At 38.9% G+C, this 18952-nt stretch carries 16 protein-coding genes; 5 read left to right on the forward strand and 11 right to left on the reverse strand.

Features of this window, described 5'->3' with window-relative positions; genetic code table 11:
- The first annotated feature begins 136 nt into the window (after positions 1-136).
- The 3 genes from RHO12_01310 (at position 137) to guaA (ending at position 5300) form a co-directional block, all read left to right on the forward strand.
- The gene (locus RHO12_01310) at positions 137-1339 is read left to right on the forward strand and encodes an acetate kinase (protein WVD66421.1); all 1203 of its coding nucleotides are present in this window, start codon (positions 137-139) and stop codon (positions 1337-1339) included.
- A gap of 61 nt (positions 1340-1400) precedes the next feature.
- Positions 1401-3536, forward strand: a complete 2136-nt coding sequence (pta, locus tag RHO12_01315; protein WVD66422.1) for a phosphate acetyltransferase — start codon at positions 1401-1403, stop codon at positions 3534-3536.
- A 180-nt stretch (positions 3537-3716) separates the two neighbouring features.
- The gene (gene guaA, locus RHO12_01320) at positions 3717-5300 is read left to right on the forward strand and encodes a glutamine-hydrolyzing GMP synthase (GenBank protein WVD66423.1); all 1584 of its coding nucleotides are present in this window, start codon (positions 3717-3719) and stop codon (positions 5298-5300) included.
- A gap of 377 nt (positions 5301-5677) precedes the next feature.
- Here the strand turns inward: guaA and RHO12_01325 are convergent, their stop codons facing one another.
- The 4 genes from RHO12_01325 to RHO12_01340 form a co-directional block, all read right to left on the reverse strand.
- Positions 5678-6115: a cyclophilin-like fold protein gene (locus RHO12_01325; GenBank protein WVD66424.1), complete on the reverse strand. Its 438-nt coding sequence runs from the start codon at positions 6113-6115 to the stop codon at positions 5678-5680.
- 45 nt (positions 6116-6160) lie between these two features.
- Positions 6161-6409 (reverse strand): alpha/beta hydrolase fold domain-containing protein, encoded by a 249-nt coding sequence (locus RHO12_01330; GenBank protein WVD66425.1) that lies wholly within the window; start codon positions 6407-6409, stop codon positions 6161-6163.
- A 112-nt stretch (positions 6410-6521) separates the two neighbouring features.
- Positions 6522-7586, reverse strand: a complete 1065-nt coding sequence (locus tag RHO12_01335) for an alpha/beta hydrolase (GenBank protein ID WVD66426.1) — start codon at positions 7584-7586, stop codon at positions 6522-6524.
- A gap of 60 nt (positions 7587-7646) precedes the next feature.
- Positions 7647-8855: an MFS transporter gene (locus RHO12_01340; protein ID WVD66427.1), complete on the reverse strand. Its 1209-nt coding sequence runs from the start codon at positions 8853-8855 to the stop codon at positions 7647-7649.
- A 253-nt stretch (positions 8856-9108) separates the two neighbouring features.
- On the opposite strand from RHO12_01340, the gene RHO12_01345 reads away from it, so the two are divergent.
- Entirely contained in the window at positions 9109-9981 is an 873-nt protein-coding gene (locus RHO12_01345; protein ID WVD66428.1) for a LysR family transcriptional regulator, read from the forward strand.
- 192 nt (positions 9982-10173) lie between these two features.
- A complete protein-coding gene (locus RHO12_01350; GenBank protein WVD66429.1) occupies positions 10174-10722 on the forward strand; it encodes a dihydrofolate reductase family protein in 549 nt (182 codons plus the stop codon).
- A 35-nt stretch (positions 10723-10757) separates the two neighbouring features.
- On the opposite strand, the gene RHO12_01355 is transcribed toward RHO12_01350, so the two are convergent.
- The 7 genes from RHO12_01355 to tssI form a co-directional block, all read right to left on the reverse strand.
- Positions 10758-11893 (reverse strand): IS3 family transposase gene (locus RHO12_01355; GenBank protein ID WVD66430.1). Its coding sequence is split into 2 segments (ribosomal slippage): positions 10758-11638 and positions 11638-11893, totalling 1137 coding nucleotides; the frame shifts between segments, so codons are not numbered across the junction.
- A 65-nt stretch (positions 11894-11958) separates the two neighbouring features.
- The gene (locus tag RHO12_01360; GenBank protein WVD66431.1) at positions 11959-12894 is read right to left on the reverse strand and encodes an integrase arm-type DNA-binding domain-containing protein; all 936 of its coding nucleotides are present in this window, start codon (positions 12892-12894) and stop codon (positions 11959-11961) included.
- 600 nt (positions 12895-13494) lie between these two features.
- Positions 13495-13686: a hypothetical protein gene (locus tag RHO12_01365; GenBank protein WVD66432.1), complete on the reverse strand. Its 192-nt coding sequence runs from the start codon at positions 13684-13686 to the stop codon at positions 13495-13497.
- Positions 13687-14027: 341 nt separating this feature from the next.
- Complete coding sequence (locus RHO12_01370) at positions 14028-14393, reverse strand: hypothetical protein (protein WVD66433.1); 366 nt, start codon at positions 14391-14393, stop codon at positions 14028-14030.
- Positions 14394-14519: 126 nt separating this feature from the next.
- The gene (locus RHO12_01375) at positions 14520-14912 is read right to left on the reverse strand and encodes a hypothetical protein (protein WVD66434.1); all 393 of its coding nucleotides are present in this window, start codon (positions 14910-14912) and stop codon (positions 14520-14522) included.
- A gap of 6 nt (positions 14913-14918) precedes the next feature.
- On the reverse strand, positions 14919-16205 hold the full coding sequence (locus RHO12_01380; protein WVD66435.1) for a hypothetical protein: 1287 nt from the start codon (positions 16203-16205) through the stop codon (positions 14919-14921).
- Positions 16206-16229: 24 nt separating this feature from the next.
- Positions 16230-18920 carry a type VI secretion system tip protein TssI/VgrG gene (gene tssI / locus RHO12_01385; protein ID WVD66436.1) on the reverse strand — a complete coding sequence of 897 codons (2691 nt, stop codon included), beginning with the start codon at positions 18918-18920 and terminating at the stop codon, positions 16230-16232.
- Positions 18921-18952 lie beyond the last annotated feature (32 nt).

The raw sequence follows: 18952 nt of genomic DNA on the forward strand, positions 1-18952 counted from the left end.
GCAAAGTTACAATAGATTGAAAGCGTTTCTTATTATCGTGTTAATCGTCAGATTAATTTAAAGTATTTTTATTTCTAATTGTCTCGTCAATGCGTTGTTGTTGATGACTTTGTCTTATATAAAAAAAGGGTTTGTTATGTCGAGTAATCTTGTTCTCGTTCTTAATTGTGGTAGTTCCTCACTCAAATTTGCGATTATTGATCCAACAAATGGTGATGAATATATTTCTGGCTTGGCTGAATGTTTTAATCTGCCTGATGCGCGTATTAAGTGGAAACTTGATGGTCAAAAAGGGGAAGCTTCATTAGGTGCAGGCGCTGCGCACAGTCAAGCTCTACAGTTTATCGTTAATAATATTTTTTCTAAAAAACCAGAGTTACTTGCTAATATTAAAGCAATTGGCCATCGAATTGTACACGGTGGTGAAAAATATACCTCATCGGTTGTAATTGATGATTCGGTATTAAAAGGTATTGAAGATGCGTCAGCATTTGCTCCTTTACATAATCCTGCTCATTTAATTGGTATTCGAGAATCATTTGCTGCCTTTCCACATTTGAAAGATAAAAATGTCGCTGTATTTGATACCGCTTTCCATACTACTATGCCAAAAGAAGCTTATTTATACGCTTTACCAAAAGAATTATATGAAAAACATGGCGTAAGACGTTATGGTGCACATGGAACGAGCCATTATTATGTTAGCCGTGAAGCCGCTAAAATGCTAAATAAATCGGTAGACCAATTAAATGTTATCACTTGCCACTTAGGTAATGGTGCCTCAATTACTGCAATAAAAGATGGTAAAAGTGTTGAAACATCAATGGGACTAACGCCGTTAGAAGGTCTAGTAATGGGAACGCGTAGTGGTGATATCGATCCTGCTATTATGTTTTTCTTACATGATAACTTAAACATGTCAGTGGCTGATATTAATGATCTTTTAAATAAAAAATCAGGTTTATTAGGCTTAACAAATGTTAGCAGCGATTGCCGCTATGTCGAAGATAACTATGGTAAAGAAGAAGGCGCAACCAATGCTTTTGATGTTTTTGTTCACCGTTTAGTTAAATATATTGGTGGATACAGCATGTTACTTGATGGTCGTTTAGATGCAATTATTTTCACTGGTGGTATTGGTGAAAACTCAGAAGGTGTTCGCCGTCATGTAATCGAAAAATTAGCTATTCTTGGTTTTGAACTTGACCAAGATAAGAACTTAGCGGCTCGTTTTGGTAAAGATGGCTTTATAAATAAAGAAGGAACACGCCCTGCATTAGTTATTCCAACTAATGAGGAGCTTGTTATTGCTCAAGACACCGCTCGCTTGACTGCATAATGACTATGACCGCCTACAATAGGCGGTTTTTTTTAAGATTGATTTATAAGGAGTATAAACAGTGGCACGTACAATTATGTTAATTCCTACAGGCTCTAATGTTGGTTTAACAGGCGTGAGCTTAGGGGTAATTCGAGCAATGGAGCGCCAAGGTGTAAAAATTAGCTTATTTAAACCCGTAGCTCAACCCGCATCAGGTGGTGATAGACCCGATCAAACAACAACATTAATTCAAAGTAATACTTCGATCCCAACTAATAAACCAATTAAGATGAGTCACGTTGAAAAACTATTAGGGTTAAATCAACAAGACGTATTAATGGAAGACGTTATTGCACTTTATGCTGAAAATAGTAAAAAATCAGAAGTGGTATTAGTTGAAGGTATTGTTCCAACTGTAAATTACTCATTTGCTAATGAGTTAAATTTTAATATTGCTAAAACACTTGGTGCTGAAATTATTTTTGTTATGTCAATGGGAAGTGACACGCCTGATCAACTAAAAGAACGAGTGGAAATTGCACGTTCTAATTTTGGTGGCATAAAGAATGATAAAATTACGGGTGTAATTGTTAATAAAGTTAATGCACCAATTGATGCACAAACGCTGGCAAGACCAGATGTTGTTGAAATATATCATACGCCAAAATATGATGGCAAAAAAATTGAAATCGATGACTTAAGAAAACACAGCCCGTTACCTGTTTTAGGGTGTATCCCTTGGAATATCGATTTAACCGCGTGTCGCGCAATAGACATGGCAAACCACCTTGCGGCTAAAATCGTTAATGAAGGTGAGATTAAACAGCGCCGTATTAAGCATGTCTCTTTTTGCTCACGCAGTGTGCCAAACATTATTTCACATTTACGCCCTAATGCCTTATTAGTAACCTCAGCAGATCGCGCGGATGTATTAGCAACAATAGCCTTATCGGTGATGAACGGCACTGAAATCGGTGGCGTATTATTAACCGGTGGCTATGAGATTGACTCGCAAGTTGCACAATTATGTCAACAAGCATTTGAAACAGGTTTACCCGTATTCAGTGTTGATACCAATACTTTCCAAACATCGATCAATCTACAGCGCTTTAATTTAGAGATCCCCGTTGACGATAAAGAACGCTTAGATTCAACCCAAAATTATGTCGCTGATTATATTGATTCTAGTTGGATTAAGTCATTAACCACTGAATTATCATTACATGCTAGCCGTATGTCGCCACCGGCGTTTCGTTACCAATTAACTGAACTTGCTCGTAAAGCGGCTAAAACGATTGTCTTACCTGAAGGTGATGAGCCTAGAACGATCAAAGCAGCAGCCACTTGTGCTGAGCGCGGTATTGCTAAATGTGTGCTATTAGGTAATCCTGATGAAATTAGGCGGGTAGCTAAGTCCCAAGGCGTTAATTTAGGCGATGGTATTGATATTCTTGATCCTGATGTGATTCGTGAAAATTATGTTCCGCGCTTAGTCGAGTTACGCAAAAGCAAAGGTATGACTGATATTTTAGCGCGTGAGCAACTGGTCGATAATGTCGTGCTTGGTACGATGATGTTAGAAGCGAATGAAGTTGATGGTTTAGTCTCTGGCGCGGTTCATACCACAGCCAATACTATCCGTCCACCATTACAACTCATTAAAACCGCACCAGGAAGTTCGCTTGTTTCATCAGTGTTCTTTATGCTGATGCCTGAGCAGGTCTATATTTATGGTGATTGCGCAATTAACCCCGATCCAAATGCTCAAGAGTTAGCTGAAATAGCGATTCAATCAGCGGACACAGCGATCGCTTTTGGTATCGAGCCTAAAGTGGCGATGATCTCTTACTCAACCGGTAATTCAGGTCAAGGTGCTGATGTTGAAAAAGTAAAAGAAGCCACGAAAATTGCGCAAGAAAAACGTCCAGATCTATTAATTGATGGTCCACTGCAATATGATGCTGCTGTAATGCCTGATGTTGCTAAATCTAAAGCACCTAACTCAAAAGTGGCTGGACAAGCGACCGTATTTATTTTCCCTGATTTGAATACAGGTAATACAACTTATAAAGCAGTGCAACGCTCAGCCGATCTGATTTCAATTGGTCCAATGCTACAAGGTATGCGTAAGCCAGTAAATGATTTGTCTCGTGGTGCGTTGGTGGATGATATCGTCTATACGATAGCGTTAACCGCAATACAAGCAACACAATAATACTTCCTGTTCGGACGTAGAATTAATTATATGAGGTGATATAATGTCGCCTCATATTTATTTAGGGTATTTATAAATAACGTTTTTATAAAACGGCATTTATAAAAATCATTTATTTATAAATAAAATCAAATGGATATTTTATTTTAGCGCTACTTATTTTGCTTTAGGAAACTTGCAATGAAAAAAGACATTCACCAACAACGTATTTTAATTCTTGATTTCGGCTCACAAGTGACGCAACTTATTGCGCGCCGAATTCGTGAAATCGGAGTGTATTGCGAACTTTATCCATGGGATATTTCAGAAGAAAAAATTAAACAATTTAATCCTCAAGGGATTATTCTGTCAGGTAGCCCAGAAAGTACAACCGAAGCAAATAGCCCAAGAGCACCAGAATATGTGTTTAATGCAGGGGTTCCTGTATTAGGGATCTGCTATGGCATGCAAACAATGGCCATTCAAGTTGGTAACGGCGGCCGAGTAACCGGTTCCAATCAACGCGAGTTTGGCTATGCTAAAGTGGATATTGTTGGTTCATCTAAGTTAACCGATGGTATCTTTGATACTAAAAATAGTGCAGGGCACAATGAACTCGATGTATGGATGAGTCATGGTGATAAAGTAACGGCCATCCCCGATAATTTTACATTAGTAGGGAAAACAGAAACATGTCCATTTGCCATCATGGCGAACGACGACAAACAGTTTTATGGCGTCCAGTTTCATCCTGAAGTAACTCATACCGTTAAAGGGCTTGAGCTATTGCAACGTTTTGTTGTGGATATTTGCCATTGTGAAAAATTATGGACCCCATCGTCAATTATTGTTGATGCTGTCGAACGCATTAAGCAAAAAGTCGGCAAGGATAAAGTACTATTAGGATTATCAGGTGGCGTTGACTCATCGGTAACTGCGCTATTACTGCATCAGGCAATTGGTGATCAATTAACCTGCGTATTTGTTGATCATGGCTTATTGCGTTTAAATGAAGCACAGCAAGTGATGGACATGTTTGGTGATAAATTCGGCCTCAATATTATTGCAATTAATGCCGAAGATCGTTTTATGAATGCACTTAAAGGCGAAGCGGAGCCTGAAGCGAAGCGCAAAATTATTGGTCGTGAATTTATTGCGGTATTTGATGAACAAGCCGCTGAACTACAAGATGTGAAGTGGTTAGCACAAGGGACCATCTACCCTGATGTGATTGAATCAGCCGCGGCCGATACCGGTAAAGCACACGTGATAAAATCACACCACAATGTGGGCGGCTTGCCGGAAGATATGAAAATGGGTTTGGTTGAGCCACTGCGCGAATTATTTAAAGATGAAGTACGTAAAATTGGTTTAGAGCTTGGTCTGCCGTATGACATGTTATATCGTCATCCATTCCCTGGCCCTGGTCTTGGTGTGCGTGTACTGGGTGAAGTTAAAAAAGAGTATTGTGATTTATTGCGTAGAGCAGATGCGATTTTTATCGAAGAGCTGTATAAAGCTGACTTATATCATAAGGTCAGTCAAGCATTCACGGTATTTTTACCTGTGCGCTCTGTTGGTGTCATGGGTGATGGACGTAAATATGATTGGGTTGTCTCACTACGTGCGGTTGAAACAATCGATTTTATGACCGCTCATTGGGCACACTTGCCATATGATTTTTTAGGTCGTGTTTCCAACCGTATTATCAATGAAGTGAATGGTATCTCACGGGTTGTGTATGATATCAGCGGTAAGCCTCCAGCAACCATTGAGTGGGAATAAAAATACGCACTCCAAAACAGTTCGCAAGCCTCCAAAAAAGCCAGTGATATCAATATTGTTACTGGCTTTTTAGGCTTTTTTTAATATATTGAGTATTTGATTGTCTGTGAAAGTCATTTTTTTCATATTTTTCTCCGAACATTATAGTAAGAGAAAATTCTACTTTTGACTTCTATTATTTTTAGGGGGGATTACCATCAATACATGACCAAATTTTTTAGTGAAATTTTCGATTTCCTCATTTGATAAAAAAATTGGTCTTGAATTTTGTATTTGACATCCTGTATTCTCAGCCTTAAAAAAGAGCTATTAAGTAATCATCTATACCTACAATACCGCCTATTTGACGATGCAATTTTCCAAAACACTCAGCATAGCTAAAAAGTATCTATCACAACTTCTATGCTTCCACTTTTATTTATAGCCTCAAATCCTCCATCAATTTCACCCAGCTTAATTAAGCCGTCCGAGTATCTAAAATCATGCCTAAAAATTGCAATATTTCCCCATGGCGCATAATAAGAAAAGTCACCTTTGCTTGGCGTATAACCTGAAGGGGCTCCTGCAATTGAAAGTTTTTTAGGTAAATCACTGACTTTTTCATTGACGCCATAATCACCCAAGGTCAGCGTTAAAGGTAACAAAATAGCAAAATCTTGGGCAGCCTGACTGCTATTGAGTGTGGCAATGGCGATTTCACCGCCAGCTGTGATTCTAATTTTCATATGTATATCTCCGCTTTCTTGAGCTTGTGTATAAGGTGAAGCTATAAACAGCAACCCGATCATAAATATGGATATTATTTCGCTAAACATTGTGATCCTCTCATCGCCCTAGTTCATGCCTATTGAGCTGAAGATTTAACCCAGTTTTTTTTGAAAAAATTGGCTGGACATCTTAAAGTACTGTTGCATTTCAGGTGCATCAAATGTCATTAAATATTGGGCATGCGAAAGCCCTTCAAAAACGATCAAATCAGCATCAACGCCAGCTTCACGCAGTTTTAAATGCATTCTGACCGTGTTACTCAGAAAAAAATCACGTGTCCCTGTAAAAAGCAACGTTGCAGGAAAACCTTGAACATCTTCTGGTGTAGGAAACTTGTGCACCAATCGGTCTTGTTTACTCTGTATCTCTTGTGCGTATATACTGCTTCCTAAAGCGAATAAAAATAAGATTAATAATTTTTTTTCATTTCCTATTTTCTTCTATCAAATACACTTATTTCAACGCGGTTTTAAAAAATAACATTAATTTTTCAAAGGGAATGAGGTCTGTTCGATCATACAAATCAACATGCTCTGCGCTAGGGACAATATAAAGCTCTTTTGGCTCAGCTGCTCGTTGGTAGGCATCTTGGCTGAACTCAATGGAGTGAGCATTTTCGCCAGCAATAAACAGCATCGGCCTTGGAGAGATTGTTTCAATATCGTTGAAGGGATAAAAATTCATGAACTTCACATTGCTGCTGAGTGTAGGATGTGTAGTCGTTTGTGGTGAAGCACTCTTAGGTGTGAATTCACCTCTTGCGGTGCGATAAAAATCGTAAAATTCGCGCTCAATGGCGTTGGAGTTTTCAGTCAGTTCATGGACTGTACCCCCTGTGTATTGAGTCTTGCCTCCTAAAAACTCAACATCACGTTGCTGTGCTGCTTGCGTAATAATCTGTTGACGTTGTTCTGGGGTCAGCGAGTGATTCAAAGCATTTCTATTGGCTGCACCCATGTCATACATGCTCACGGTTGCAATGGCTTTAATCCGGGGATCAATTTTTGCCGCACTGATAGCAAAGCTACCACTGCCACAAATGCCAATAATACCAATGTTGTTCGCGTCCACCAAAGGCAAACTTCTCAAATAATCGACAGCAGCACTGAAGTCTTCCGTATAAATATCTGGTGAAACAGTATGACGCGGCTCTCCTGCGCTTTCGCCCCAAAATGAGAGATCAATTGATAATGTCACAAACCCTTGCTCTGCCATTTTTGTAGCATATAAGTTAGCGCCTTGCTCTTTGGTTGCTCCCATAGGGTGACCAACAATAATGACCGGATATTGCGTGTTTTGAGCTACATCTTTAGGAATAAAAAGATTTCCCACAACCTCCATATTAAATTGGTTTTTAAAACTTACTCGTTCAACTGTCACTGCATTGCTTTTGTAAAAATTATCAGCACCGTATTTCATATCTTGTCCTATTGTAAATGTTGAGAAGGCGACACCCAAAACTCCAAAGAAGAGTGCCGCTACATTTTTAAAACTTAAGCTATATAAAAAATTTTTCATATTGTTTCCTTTTCATTCAATTCCCTATCGTTTTTAAAGTAAAAGAGTTAGCTTGACTGATTAAGCAAATTTTCCAGTCGTTTTTAATAACAAAGAAAAACTCACTTTAATGAAGAGTGCAGCGCATACAAAAATCAAAATTGATGCGATAAAAATACCTTCAATGCTTGCACGATCAAAAATAATTCCACCAATAGCTGCTGCTAGCCCGATTGCAAATTGAATCGCTGCAACTGAAAGAGCACCTATAATTTCAGCCTTATCTGCAAGTGTTTTGGTAATCCACGTCGACCAACCAACAGGAATAAACCCGAACAATAAACCCCACCCTATGACCAACACCAAACTTGGCTCAATTGCCCGATTGCTTACTAGTAGCAAAATAGCTAACAGTGCAAAGATTAAATGCATCATGATCATGGTGGATCTAAAAAATTTACCCAAAATAAACCCCGCTATAAGTGTCCCTAAGCAATTTGCAATACCAAACGCTAACAAGCTAATGCTCAATACATTATTCTGCAACACAAGATCTTGTTCTAAAAACGGTCTGAGGTAGGTAAAGAAAATGTGATAGCCCCCATAACTAAAAATGGTGGCTACAATTCCAACCAAAACCCATTTCTGTTTGAGTAAAGCCAACATATTACCAAAACCGTTTCCCATTTGAGCCGCCAATGATGGCAAGGTCATATACTGCCAAATAAATGCAATGGCACTTAATAACGCTGCGAAGAAAAAGACATTGCGCCACCCCATGAGATCTTCCAAATAACTAGCCAATGGCAGAGAAATAATCGTGGCTATAGAAACGCCTGCATACACCACACTTAAAGCTCGTGCTACATCTTTAGCTGATGCTAATTGTAACGTTACAGCAGAAGCCATAGACCAAAAGCCACCCACACAAATACCTAGAACACCTCGTCCAATTAAAAGCACTACATAATTAGGAGTAAGAGCGACTAAGATGTTTGAAAAAATCATTAATGCAGAAAGTGTGAGTAGAATAAAGCGCCTATTAATGTTCTTGCTTAAAGGAGCTAATGTTAAGCTGGCAATCACTGCAAATATGCCAACAACTGTCACACTCTGTCCAGCCATTCCTTCTGTAATCTTTAAATCTTGTGCAATTGGTGTTAAAAGACTAACAGGAATAAACTCCGCTGCAATTAAACTCGTGACCCCCATAAATAAAGAAAATATAGCAGGCCATTTGGGGCGATCTGCTGAATACTTTAAAAAACGACTTGTTATTTGTGATTTCATTTTTCAACCTAATATCTTTTAAAAATCAGACTACACACTCATCTTTATTTGTCATGCATCCACTTGTGATGCTTAGCGCCTAGTGGCTGGCAGCATGTTCATCTTTCATATAACGATCCCTATCAATACGATTCTATTTTTTATGTAGTGTAAGCAAGGACAATTGACATGTAAAATACTTAAATTTAATGTATATTCATGCTTAAAAGGCATAGATTATCTAAAAAGATCATATGATTAAAGGAGCATCACAATGGACATCAAAGTATTGCGCTATTTTTTAGCACTTTCTCAGCAAGAAAGCGTGACTGCGGCAGCAGACTATCTGCACATTACCCAACCAACCCTATCTAGACAACTGATAGAGCTAGAGGAAGAACTTGGTGTTTCCCTTTTTACGCGAGGTAGTAGAAAAATCACACTCACAGAAGAAGGTGTACTGTTAAGAAAACGAGCTCAAGATATTCTTGAACTGGTTCAAAAAACACAGGCTGAGTTTCAAGCCCCTGCTGATATGATCAGCGGTGATATTTATATTGGTGGTGGTGAAAGCCATGCCATGGGGCTAATAGCTGATGCTATTAAAGATTTGCAACAAAAACACCCACAAATATGTGCTCACATTTTCAGCGGTGATGCAGATGAAGTCACTGAAAAATTGGATAAAGGACTAATAGATTTTGGTGTTTTAATTGAGCCTACACAATCCACTAAATATGAGTCACTTCTCTTACCCGCGCAAGATACATGGGGTGTTTTGATGCGTAAAGATAGCCCCTTAGCCATAAAATCTTTTATACAACCAAAAGATTTATGGGATCTCCCTCTTATTACATCCAAACAAAAACATGTTGATAATAATATCGCCAAGTGGATCAAACAAGACTATGAAAAGCTCCGTATTGTAGCAACATACAACCTGATTTTTAATGCCAGCTTAATGGTAGAAAAAGGTATGGGTTATGCCTTATGTCTTGACAAACTAATCAACACAACGGGTAATAGTGCTTTATGTTTTCGTCCGCTAAAGCCGGCATTAACCGTTGATATCAATATTGTATGGAAAAAGTACCAAGTCTTCTCAAAGCCTGCATCTTTGTTTTTGCAGCAATTGAAAGAAAAATGAAGATAATGACCATAAAATACTATCTAAATTTATCAAAACCTACCTAAGAGTATCACCAATTTTTTGTTGACAGTTATAAATATGTAAAAATAAAATCATGTTGTATAATCTTTTTGCTGGATGGGTCATTCTTATAAAAAATAAAACACTATATTATTTCTTTATATGATTTTATCAAATGAAAAGGTAAATATGAGAAAAACCACTGTCTTTATTGCACAAAGCCTTGACGGATATATCGCCACTAACAATGATGAAGTTGATTGGTTATATGATATAGAAGGGAAAGGCGATAACGGCTATCAAGTATTTTATGACTCTATTGATACTGTTATTATGGGAAAGAGAACATACGATTGGATTGTCAAAAACACCGAAACCTACCCTTATAATAACAAGCAATCTTACATTATTACACATCAGCAAGATTCACCAACCAATGACATCCATTTTCTTAATAAAAGCTTAGAGCAATCATTACAGACTATAAAATTGCAAAAGGGTCAAGGAATTTGGATTGTTGGAGGAGGTCAACTAATTTCTTACTTACTTAAAATAGGCTATATTGATGAGATAAAAATCACGGTAGCCCCCATCATTTTAGGGACAGGTATTCCGCTATTTCAAAACATAAGTAAACAAGTTAATTTACATTTTGAAAAAGTTATGACTTATGGGCAATTTATTGAACTTACATATACAACTAAGAGAACCGTTCACTCTACACTCGCCTCTCGCTAGCTCATAGTTATACTTACTGGAATATCCACACCTTTTCATACAAAAAAATTAAGGGGTACTTGTTTGCTAAATTTAACGGGAGGCAAATAGCCTAACGAAGAATGTAACCGCTTATTGTTATACCAATAAGCATATGCAGCAAATGCTTGTCGTAGCATAGTTGTTGTCATAAATTCTTCATCTTTTACAAACTCCGTTTTAATCGTCTTAAATGTGGCTTCCGCAACAGCATTATCGTAAGGACAGCCTTTTTTACTTAATGAACGTTGAATATTAAACGTCTTAAAACAATCATCGAGCAGCTGATTGTCAAATTCTTTCCCTCGGTCTGAATGGAATAAATTTAGGCTTGATAATGGCTGTTTAATTTGACTTAATGCTGACATCACTAAGTCTGCTGTTTTATGCTTACCAACGCTGTAGCCACTAATTTGTCTATTAGATAAATTCAATAAAACACATAAATAATTCCAGCGTTGATTAACCCGAATATAGGTCAAGTCAGCAACAATCACCTGTCTTTTATCTCCCGCATCAAATTCACGTTGTAAATGATTGGCTGTCGTGGCTTCATTCACCTCTTTATAGTGTGCTTTATACCGTTTAACGGTATACTTTGATGTCAGTAATAACCATTTCATTACTCTAGCAATGTAACGACGAGAAACATGAATACCGTCTTCCTGCAAGGCAAGGCGAATTCGCCGAGTCCCATAGGCGCGGTAACTACGTTTAAAAATAGTTAAAATTTTATCGGCATAATAGACCACCGATTTCTGTTTATTGGCTTTGCACTGATAATAAGCATAATGCCTTGATATTCCTAATTGTTGACATAATGTAACAACACGATAACGATGCCGATTGGCTTTTAGAATATCGATTTTCGTCCCATTATCAGTGCGGCTTGCTTTAGGATATCGTTTTCCATTCGAAGCTGCTTAAGCTCTTTACGTAAAGCGATTAATTCTTTTTCTTCTTGGCTACGGTTATCTTTTGTTTTGAATGAACCACTTTGAGTGGCTTGGGTGATCCAGCGATCTAATGCTGATGGCGTCAAATCATATGCCGCAACTAATTCACTACGAGACTTACCATGCTGATATAAATTAACCATCTGCTGTTTAAAATCAGCAGTAAATGTTCGTCTTTCTCGCTTAACTTTATTCATATTTATTTCCTTTTTGGTGGCAAGTTTACCTTACCCCCTAAAAAAGTTGTATGAATTAGTGTAGCCTATCCATAGTGTAGCCTATCCAACTCCTTAACAACAACAATCGCCTGCTTAGGCAAAAGCACCACAAACGGCGGAACCGACCCTTTCGGTAACGACAACGCCAACCTTTGCAACTGCTTCACCTGCTCCGGTGGAATATGCCACAGCCCCTTATCCAAATCAAAATGACTTGGTTCCGCATAACGGAGCTCACCTGGGTGAACCGCCGTTAACAACAACAGCCTAACCCCTAACATAATCCGTCGATCCCCCTGATAAACAGCTAACCGACGTAACAACTCAGGCAACTCATCCATTCGCAAAAACGGATTATGACGAGGAGGGCGACAAGGTAACAACACCACATCCACATCATTCACCGGATTAACGCGAATCAGCCCCTCCGCAATCGCATGCCGAAACAGCTCATTCAACCACCCTCGGCACTTCTCAGCAATCGACAACGCCCCTCGCGCCTCAATTTGACGCAAAACCCCCAACACCTCCCGTTGTGAAATCCTATCCAACGGCAAATGCCCCAAATGAGGCAACAAATCCTTGCGCAAATACCGCTCAATCTGCACCCGCGTACTTTGCCGTTGCTTAAGCTCCGCACCCAACTTCAACAACTTAAGTGCCTTCCAACGATCAGCAAACTCACCAAACGACACACAAGCCACAGAAACCTCACCAACAGCCTCCACCGAACGCGGATCAATGCCACGAGCTAAATTCTGACGCGCCTCCTCACGACGCTCACGCGCAAGACACAAATCCACCTCAGGAAAACACCCAAACGAAATACGTTGCTGCTTACCTTGCCAATAAAAACGAAAATGCCACCGCTTAGCCCCAGAAGGTTCAATCCGTAAACTCAAACCACGACCATCACACAGCGAATACACCGACGGCTTCGCCTTAGCACGGCGAACCCCTAAATCTGTTAAACGACTCATACTTATATCCTCTCGATAAAAGATAAAAACGAAAAATTAAAAAAAGAAATTAAAAAAGAAAACATCAAGAGGTCGACCTACAACAAAACGAAGTAGAATCAGACTAAATTAGATAATAGAGTACCGAAGTACTTAAATTGAAAAACGATGTACTTAAAGATGTACTTATCTGTTGTACATTTGAGTACCATTCAATGGCTTTGCTTGGAAAGATGAAAGACGTAACGCCTTGATTATTTGGAACTTGAATACGTTGTTGGACGTCTTTATATTAATAACTGGAGCGGGAAACGTTCTCTAGTATTTAGCGCTAACCCTATGAAATCTCATGAGTTAAAAAATACCATCTAGTAAGAATGTACCTATTAATGTACCACTTCTTACTAGATACCTATTTTAATAGTCATATAGTGGTTAATCAACATAAATCACCTAACATGCACAAAATAAAAGGGTATAAGGGGAAAAAGGGAAGGGGAGTTAAATTAAGAGAGGCCATTTCTAGCGAAATGGCAACTATCTGGAAAAGATGAAAAAAGAAATACTTACAGACATGACGCTTGATTGTTAAACGTCATGGTTAATCTCAATTGAATCCTGTTATCCTATAAGGTCGTTATCATCTAAAGCACCTAAAGCTATGGCAAGGTTTATTTGTTTGTCAAAGACAGCGTAGAGAAGTGTTTCACGAAAGCCTGTATCGTTGGTGTTAAGCGCGGCTCGTGTAATAGCAATACACTGCATAATAAGTTCATCGGGGCTTTTAGTGAGGTAGTCGGCGAGATCTTTCATGATTGCACCGCCTTAGTTATCCCTAAATGATATTTGCGAAAAAATAAAGTTCCTGTATGCTGATGAGTAGCCATCGCATTACCTCCCGTAATGTTGTGGTTAGAAGCCTCGTTGTGTTCGAGCACAGCGGGGTTTCGTTAATGAACAAATCATATCATCTGTTCAGTTGTTAGTAACTGCACCCTAGTTATAGCAGATTAATCATGTCTTTTATAATCGTTTATTTAGATCAATTGATCGTGATTGATCGGTTGTTTCGATCTCTTTTATGCGCGCTGATTTATCAGTATTTCATGCATAGGGTGACACTTGATTAGCTTGTTATTCTTATAAATAAAACTTTATTTTTTCGCTTCTTTAACTTTAATGATATAAATCTTTTCAAAGGTTGGCTCAGTATTAAAAAGTGTAGGAGCTGTTTCTCCTGTAATTTTTACAGTAATGTTTCCTAAAGCTTCTGGGATGCCCTTTATAGTTAAATTATTATAATCCGTCCAACCATCTTTTTGGATTCCTTGCACACTTAATACGCTAGGAGTAACAATAGCATATATAGACCTCACAGCACTTGTTCCTCCTGATATGTTGACCTTTACGTAGTATAGCTCTCCAACTGTGGCACTTGGTAAATTATCACGACTGAATATAATACTTTGACTGCATCCAGCGACTAAAAAGAATATAAATGGAAAAATAATTTTTTTCATTGTCTCTATGGTATTTTCTTAAATTCAAGTCCTCCAAAAGTAGGACTCAAAATTCACCCAGTGTTAATGATGTATCTAACTATTCAAAAACATCACCCATTAAAATAATTTTAACTATTTTGATTGTTATTTTTCAGCTTCTTTTACTTTAATAATATAAATTTTCTTATAACTAGATGAATCATTCCAACCCGTCGGTATCATAAACCCCTTTAAACTAACACTGATTTCCTGCTTAACCACCGGGGTGCCTTGAATTCGCATATAATTAGACTCAACAACTCCATTTACTTCAGGAAATATAATTTTTAGCCCACAATGTTCGGGATAGATAATATTTTCAAAACCACCAATAGGACCTGAACCACCATCAATTTTTATTTCTGCAGAATATGGCATACCAATAATTGCATCGGGTAACTTATCAGGAGTAATAATTACTCGCGGGGGAATACATCCTATCAATAAAAAACATGCTAAAACTGTAATAATTAATCTACTAAAAATTAATTTAATCATTATTTATTATGGCATTTTAGTAAATACCAACCCTCCAAAAGTATGTTTTAGAAACTCACCTAATGTTAACGTTGTATCTAACTGCTCAAAAACCTCACCCCATGAAAATAGTTTTAGCTGTACTCTCTCTGATAATGGTGTAGACGTTGTTACGGGAGTGCCGTTTAGCAATTTCAATTTATCCTCCCATACAATCCAGTGATCTTTAGTCAGCGCATTTGCACCTCGTGATAACATTCCTGCTCTAATCAAAGAAACAACGTGATTATTGGGCGTTGCATAGTTATTTAATGTACAAATATCTTGTAAATTGCTATGAGCAATACTTATATTGTCATATACTTTCGTTGCACCTGCCTCTTTAAACCATTTTTCTAGAACGCCCCACATTGTAACCGCCCCCGCCCAATTCCACCAGAGAAAACCAGGGCTAGGTGAATTAATGGAAAACAAACCTGTGTTTTCAGTATCCCTAAGGCTAGCCATTGTCATCCAATCTATGGCTGATATCTTTAGCCAACCATTTTCGTCAAACATTTCTTTAGGATACCTTACACTATTATCAGCCTCTATTTTTAAAGAGCCTATTTTAGTTTCACCAGTTTCCCATAGCTCTTTAATCAATTGTTGATAGATGTCTGGTCTATCTTGTTGAATACAGTAAAAAAATGCTGAAGGTCCACAAAACATTGACCTGTTTTGATTAGGGCAAGGCAATAGTCTTTTTCTTATATCACTATATGGTATAACTTGAAGCTGATTATGAGATAATGCAGGCCTAGTCATTCTCACTTTAAGCTCATCCTCAACCCTCTGTTTAGTAAATGGATCAAGAGTATCACCAATAGGATGTTCTTCCGCTTCAAAAACTCTCGGTTTTGACGATATATTTAACTGGAACGTATTAATTTGTCCTTGTTGGCTTTTTTTGGTTTGTTGGGTTGTTTCGTAATACTCAAACTCTCTGGATGGCCCCCATTCTTTATCTTTTATCAAAAATCCTTTAAGCGGTGTAATAGCCGTCATCGGGTCTTGTGTCATTTTTATAAAATCAGCACCCACCTTGCGATAAATCGTAATCGATAAAATATAACAGGTCTCTTGTGGGTCTGGTATATCAAGTGACTGATGAAATTTTGTTTTATTACCTGCCTGTAAAGCATGTTGCCCTGTCGGTCTTAGCGCATAAGTTTTATTACCATTCCAATCGGTTTTATACAATTCCATGTCATAGTAAAGATTTTCAGGGGCGGTATTGGTTTTTATTTCAGCGTAGATGTTGTAAATAGCCATGTTATGTATTATTCCTTGACGTTCTTAAACGGTAATCTTTTCGTTATCACTCACTAAGTGAATAACAACATCTTCTGGATAGCGACTATAAAAAGGCTCTGTATAACCTTCGGCATCGGTAACCCCTTTGATGGTTTCTTCATTGGGCAAGATGACAATATAGTCATGATTAGCGTAAGGTTGTCCTTCATCGTTTGCTAGTAAGTACCTTAAGCTATGTTCTGTACTTTTAGTTGGCTCGCTAACAACAGGTGCGCCCATTGGTTCTACGGCTTCTTTGTTATCGAGTAGATGAACCACTATGTTCTCTGGATTATCCGTATGAAATGCTTCGGTATAGCCTTCTGCATCGGTTATGCCTTTGATGGTTTTGTTATCAGGTAATACCGCTATGTAGTGGCTGTTTGCATAGGTTGTGCCTGTTATATCATCTTTTAATTGGTAGCGTAAATTGTATTTAAACCCTGCCTCTTCGGGACTTGGCATTGTCGTGCCAATCATGGACTGTAAAATGACTGAGGGCGAGGCCACGCTATTAACGCCTTTGCTCTTTTGCAATGGGGGAACAGGCACGGAAGGCGTTCCTTCCATTGGAACCCCAATGGGTAGCACAGGTATAGTCATCCATATTCCAGCAGGATTAATAACAATATGTTGTCCGCCCGCCTTAAGGGTTAGGCTTAATCCTCCATCTATAACTATTTGCCCTGCTGCCTTTAAATGGATTTCTTGCCCTGCTTGGGTGGTGGTAATGGTTCCTACGGTTTTGTGTTCTGACAAAGTGACTTGTTTGTAGTCGTTCATCATCACTTGTGTTTTTCGGTCTAAATCAACCAGCACATGCTCTTCGGCTTGGTTGTGGGTATAGCGATTAGCAGTAATGGTTTCTGAATGTTCATTACCCACTTGTAGGTGGCTGTTATTTTTGACTTCTACGGTATGGTTATTTTTGGTGAGTTGCGAAAAGTCTTTCTGGGCTTGTACAAATATTTGTTCTTCACCCGCTTTGTCTTCTATTCTAAATTCGTTACTGCCGACACCACCTTTTGAGGAGCTGGTTTTGAAAACGCTTTTGGTTTTATGGGCAGGCAGTTCATAAGGTACTTTGTTTTTACCGTTGTGTAGCGCACCCACTATCATCGGAAAATCTGGATCCCCCTCTTCATACGCTACTAATACCTCCATACCTACGCGTGGCACTGTTACAATCCCATAGCCATTGTGCGCCCAGCCCGTGCGGACCCGCACCCAATCTGAGCTATTATCATCAAAATTACCGAGTCGATCCCAATGACACTGAATTTTGACGCGTCCGTATTCGTCGCAATAAATTTCTTCGCCCGCTGCCCCCGTTACAATCGCGGTTTGGGTACCGAGTACTTTGGGTTTTGGATGCAGTTTTTGAGGACGGTAGGCGGTGTCTTTGGGGGATAGGATGGTGACGTTGCGATAGCCTTGTGAGAAGTCGTCTAGTGTAAATTCCAAGCTATCACTCACAGGAAATTCAAAGTAGTTTAGTAGCTGACTACCGCCTTGGCGACTATTGGCACTGTGCTGATCGCCTAGTGCTTCAAGTACGCTAGGCTGTTTACCTGCATGACGGATCTCTTGGATTAACCAATGCTCTTCTACATCTTTTAGGGGGTGTTCGGTGATTTGGATAAATTGCCCTGTGTGCAGTCCAATCACATCGCTGTCCATTTCAGCGAGTACTTGGGTTGCTCTAAAGCGCTCTAGTTCGATTTTGGCACGTTGTTTTGCTTTTTCTGCATCGAGATGTCTACTGGGGTAGTCGTAGGCTTCTAAATTGATTTCTGTCGCATCATTAAGTTTGTTGCTTTTTAGTCCTTGTGAGCTGCCTTCAGGGCTCTTCATCTTCTCAAAATTATAATTTCTAAAGGCGGTCTGGGTGGTTACGCTGTTTAGGGCAATATCAAAGCGTTTGGCAACGCGTTCGTCTGCCACAAAGCCAGCGTCGGCTTTGTAGATAATGGCTTCATCACGGACTTTAAAAAAGGGATTGGCATCGGCAAAGATAAGTTTATGGCGGTCTTTGTCATGGGTAAAATAATAAAAAATCCCTTCGCTTTCGGCTAGGTGGTTGATTAGTTGGTAGTCGGTTTGGTCGTATTGGGTGGTGTATTCGCGTGTTTCGTAGGTTTCTTTTAGGGTGAATTCAAAATCAAGCCCTTCTGCCATGCCGTAGTCGGTAAGTACTTCGGAGATAATTTCAGGTACGGTCTTTTTACGAAACACTTTTTGGTTCATGCGTCGTTTTAGGTGGGATAGCTGAGAAGTTAATACCACCTTAAATAGTGCGTAGTCTTTGCCTACCGCGCCTCTACGCACATGCTGGATAACGCCATGAATACCGGTAGTTTGTTCACCATCAAAGGATAAGAAGGCGGGTTTAGACAGTAGCTGTGTAATGTCAAAGCGCAGGTGGTTACAGACAAGATTAATCTCAACCGCATAATCTGAGGAGATGGCTTCTAAGCCTTCAAAAGAGAGTACTTGGAGTTTAGCGGATGTCTCTAAGCCTTCAACCGTAAAATAAAAAGCCGTTTCGTTGGCGGATGAAAACATCGTGGTACTCCTTTTAAAAACAAAACATAACCCAAATAAATAAACCGCTAATAAAAGTATGGCTAGGTTAACAAAAAAAGAGGATTCAAATTGAGAGGATTGAGTACCTGTTTTATCATTTATTGACATAAATCAATAAATGATAAAAGTACCCGCGTAGT

Source organism: Orbaceae bacterium lpD02 (assembly GCA_036251875.1).
Lineage (GTDB): Bacteria > Pseudomonadota > Gammaproteobacteria > Enterobacterales > Orbaceae > Orbus > Orbus sturtevantii.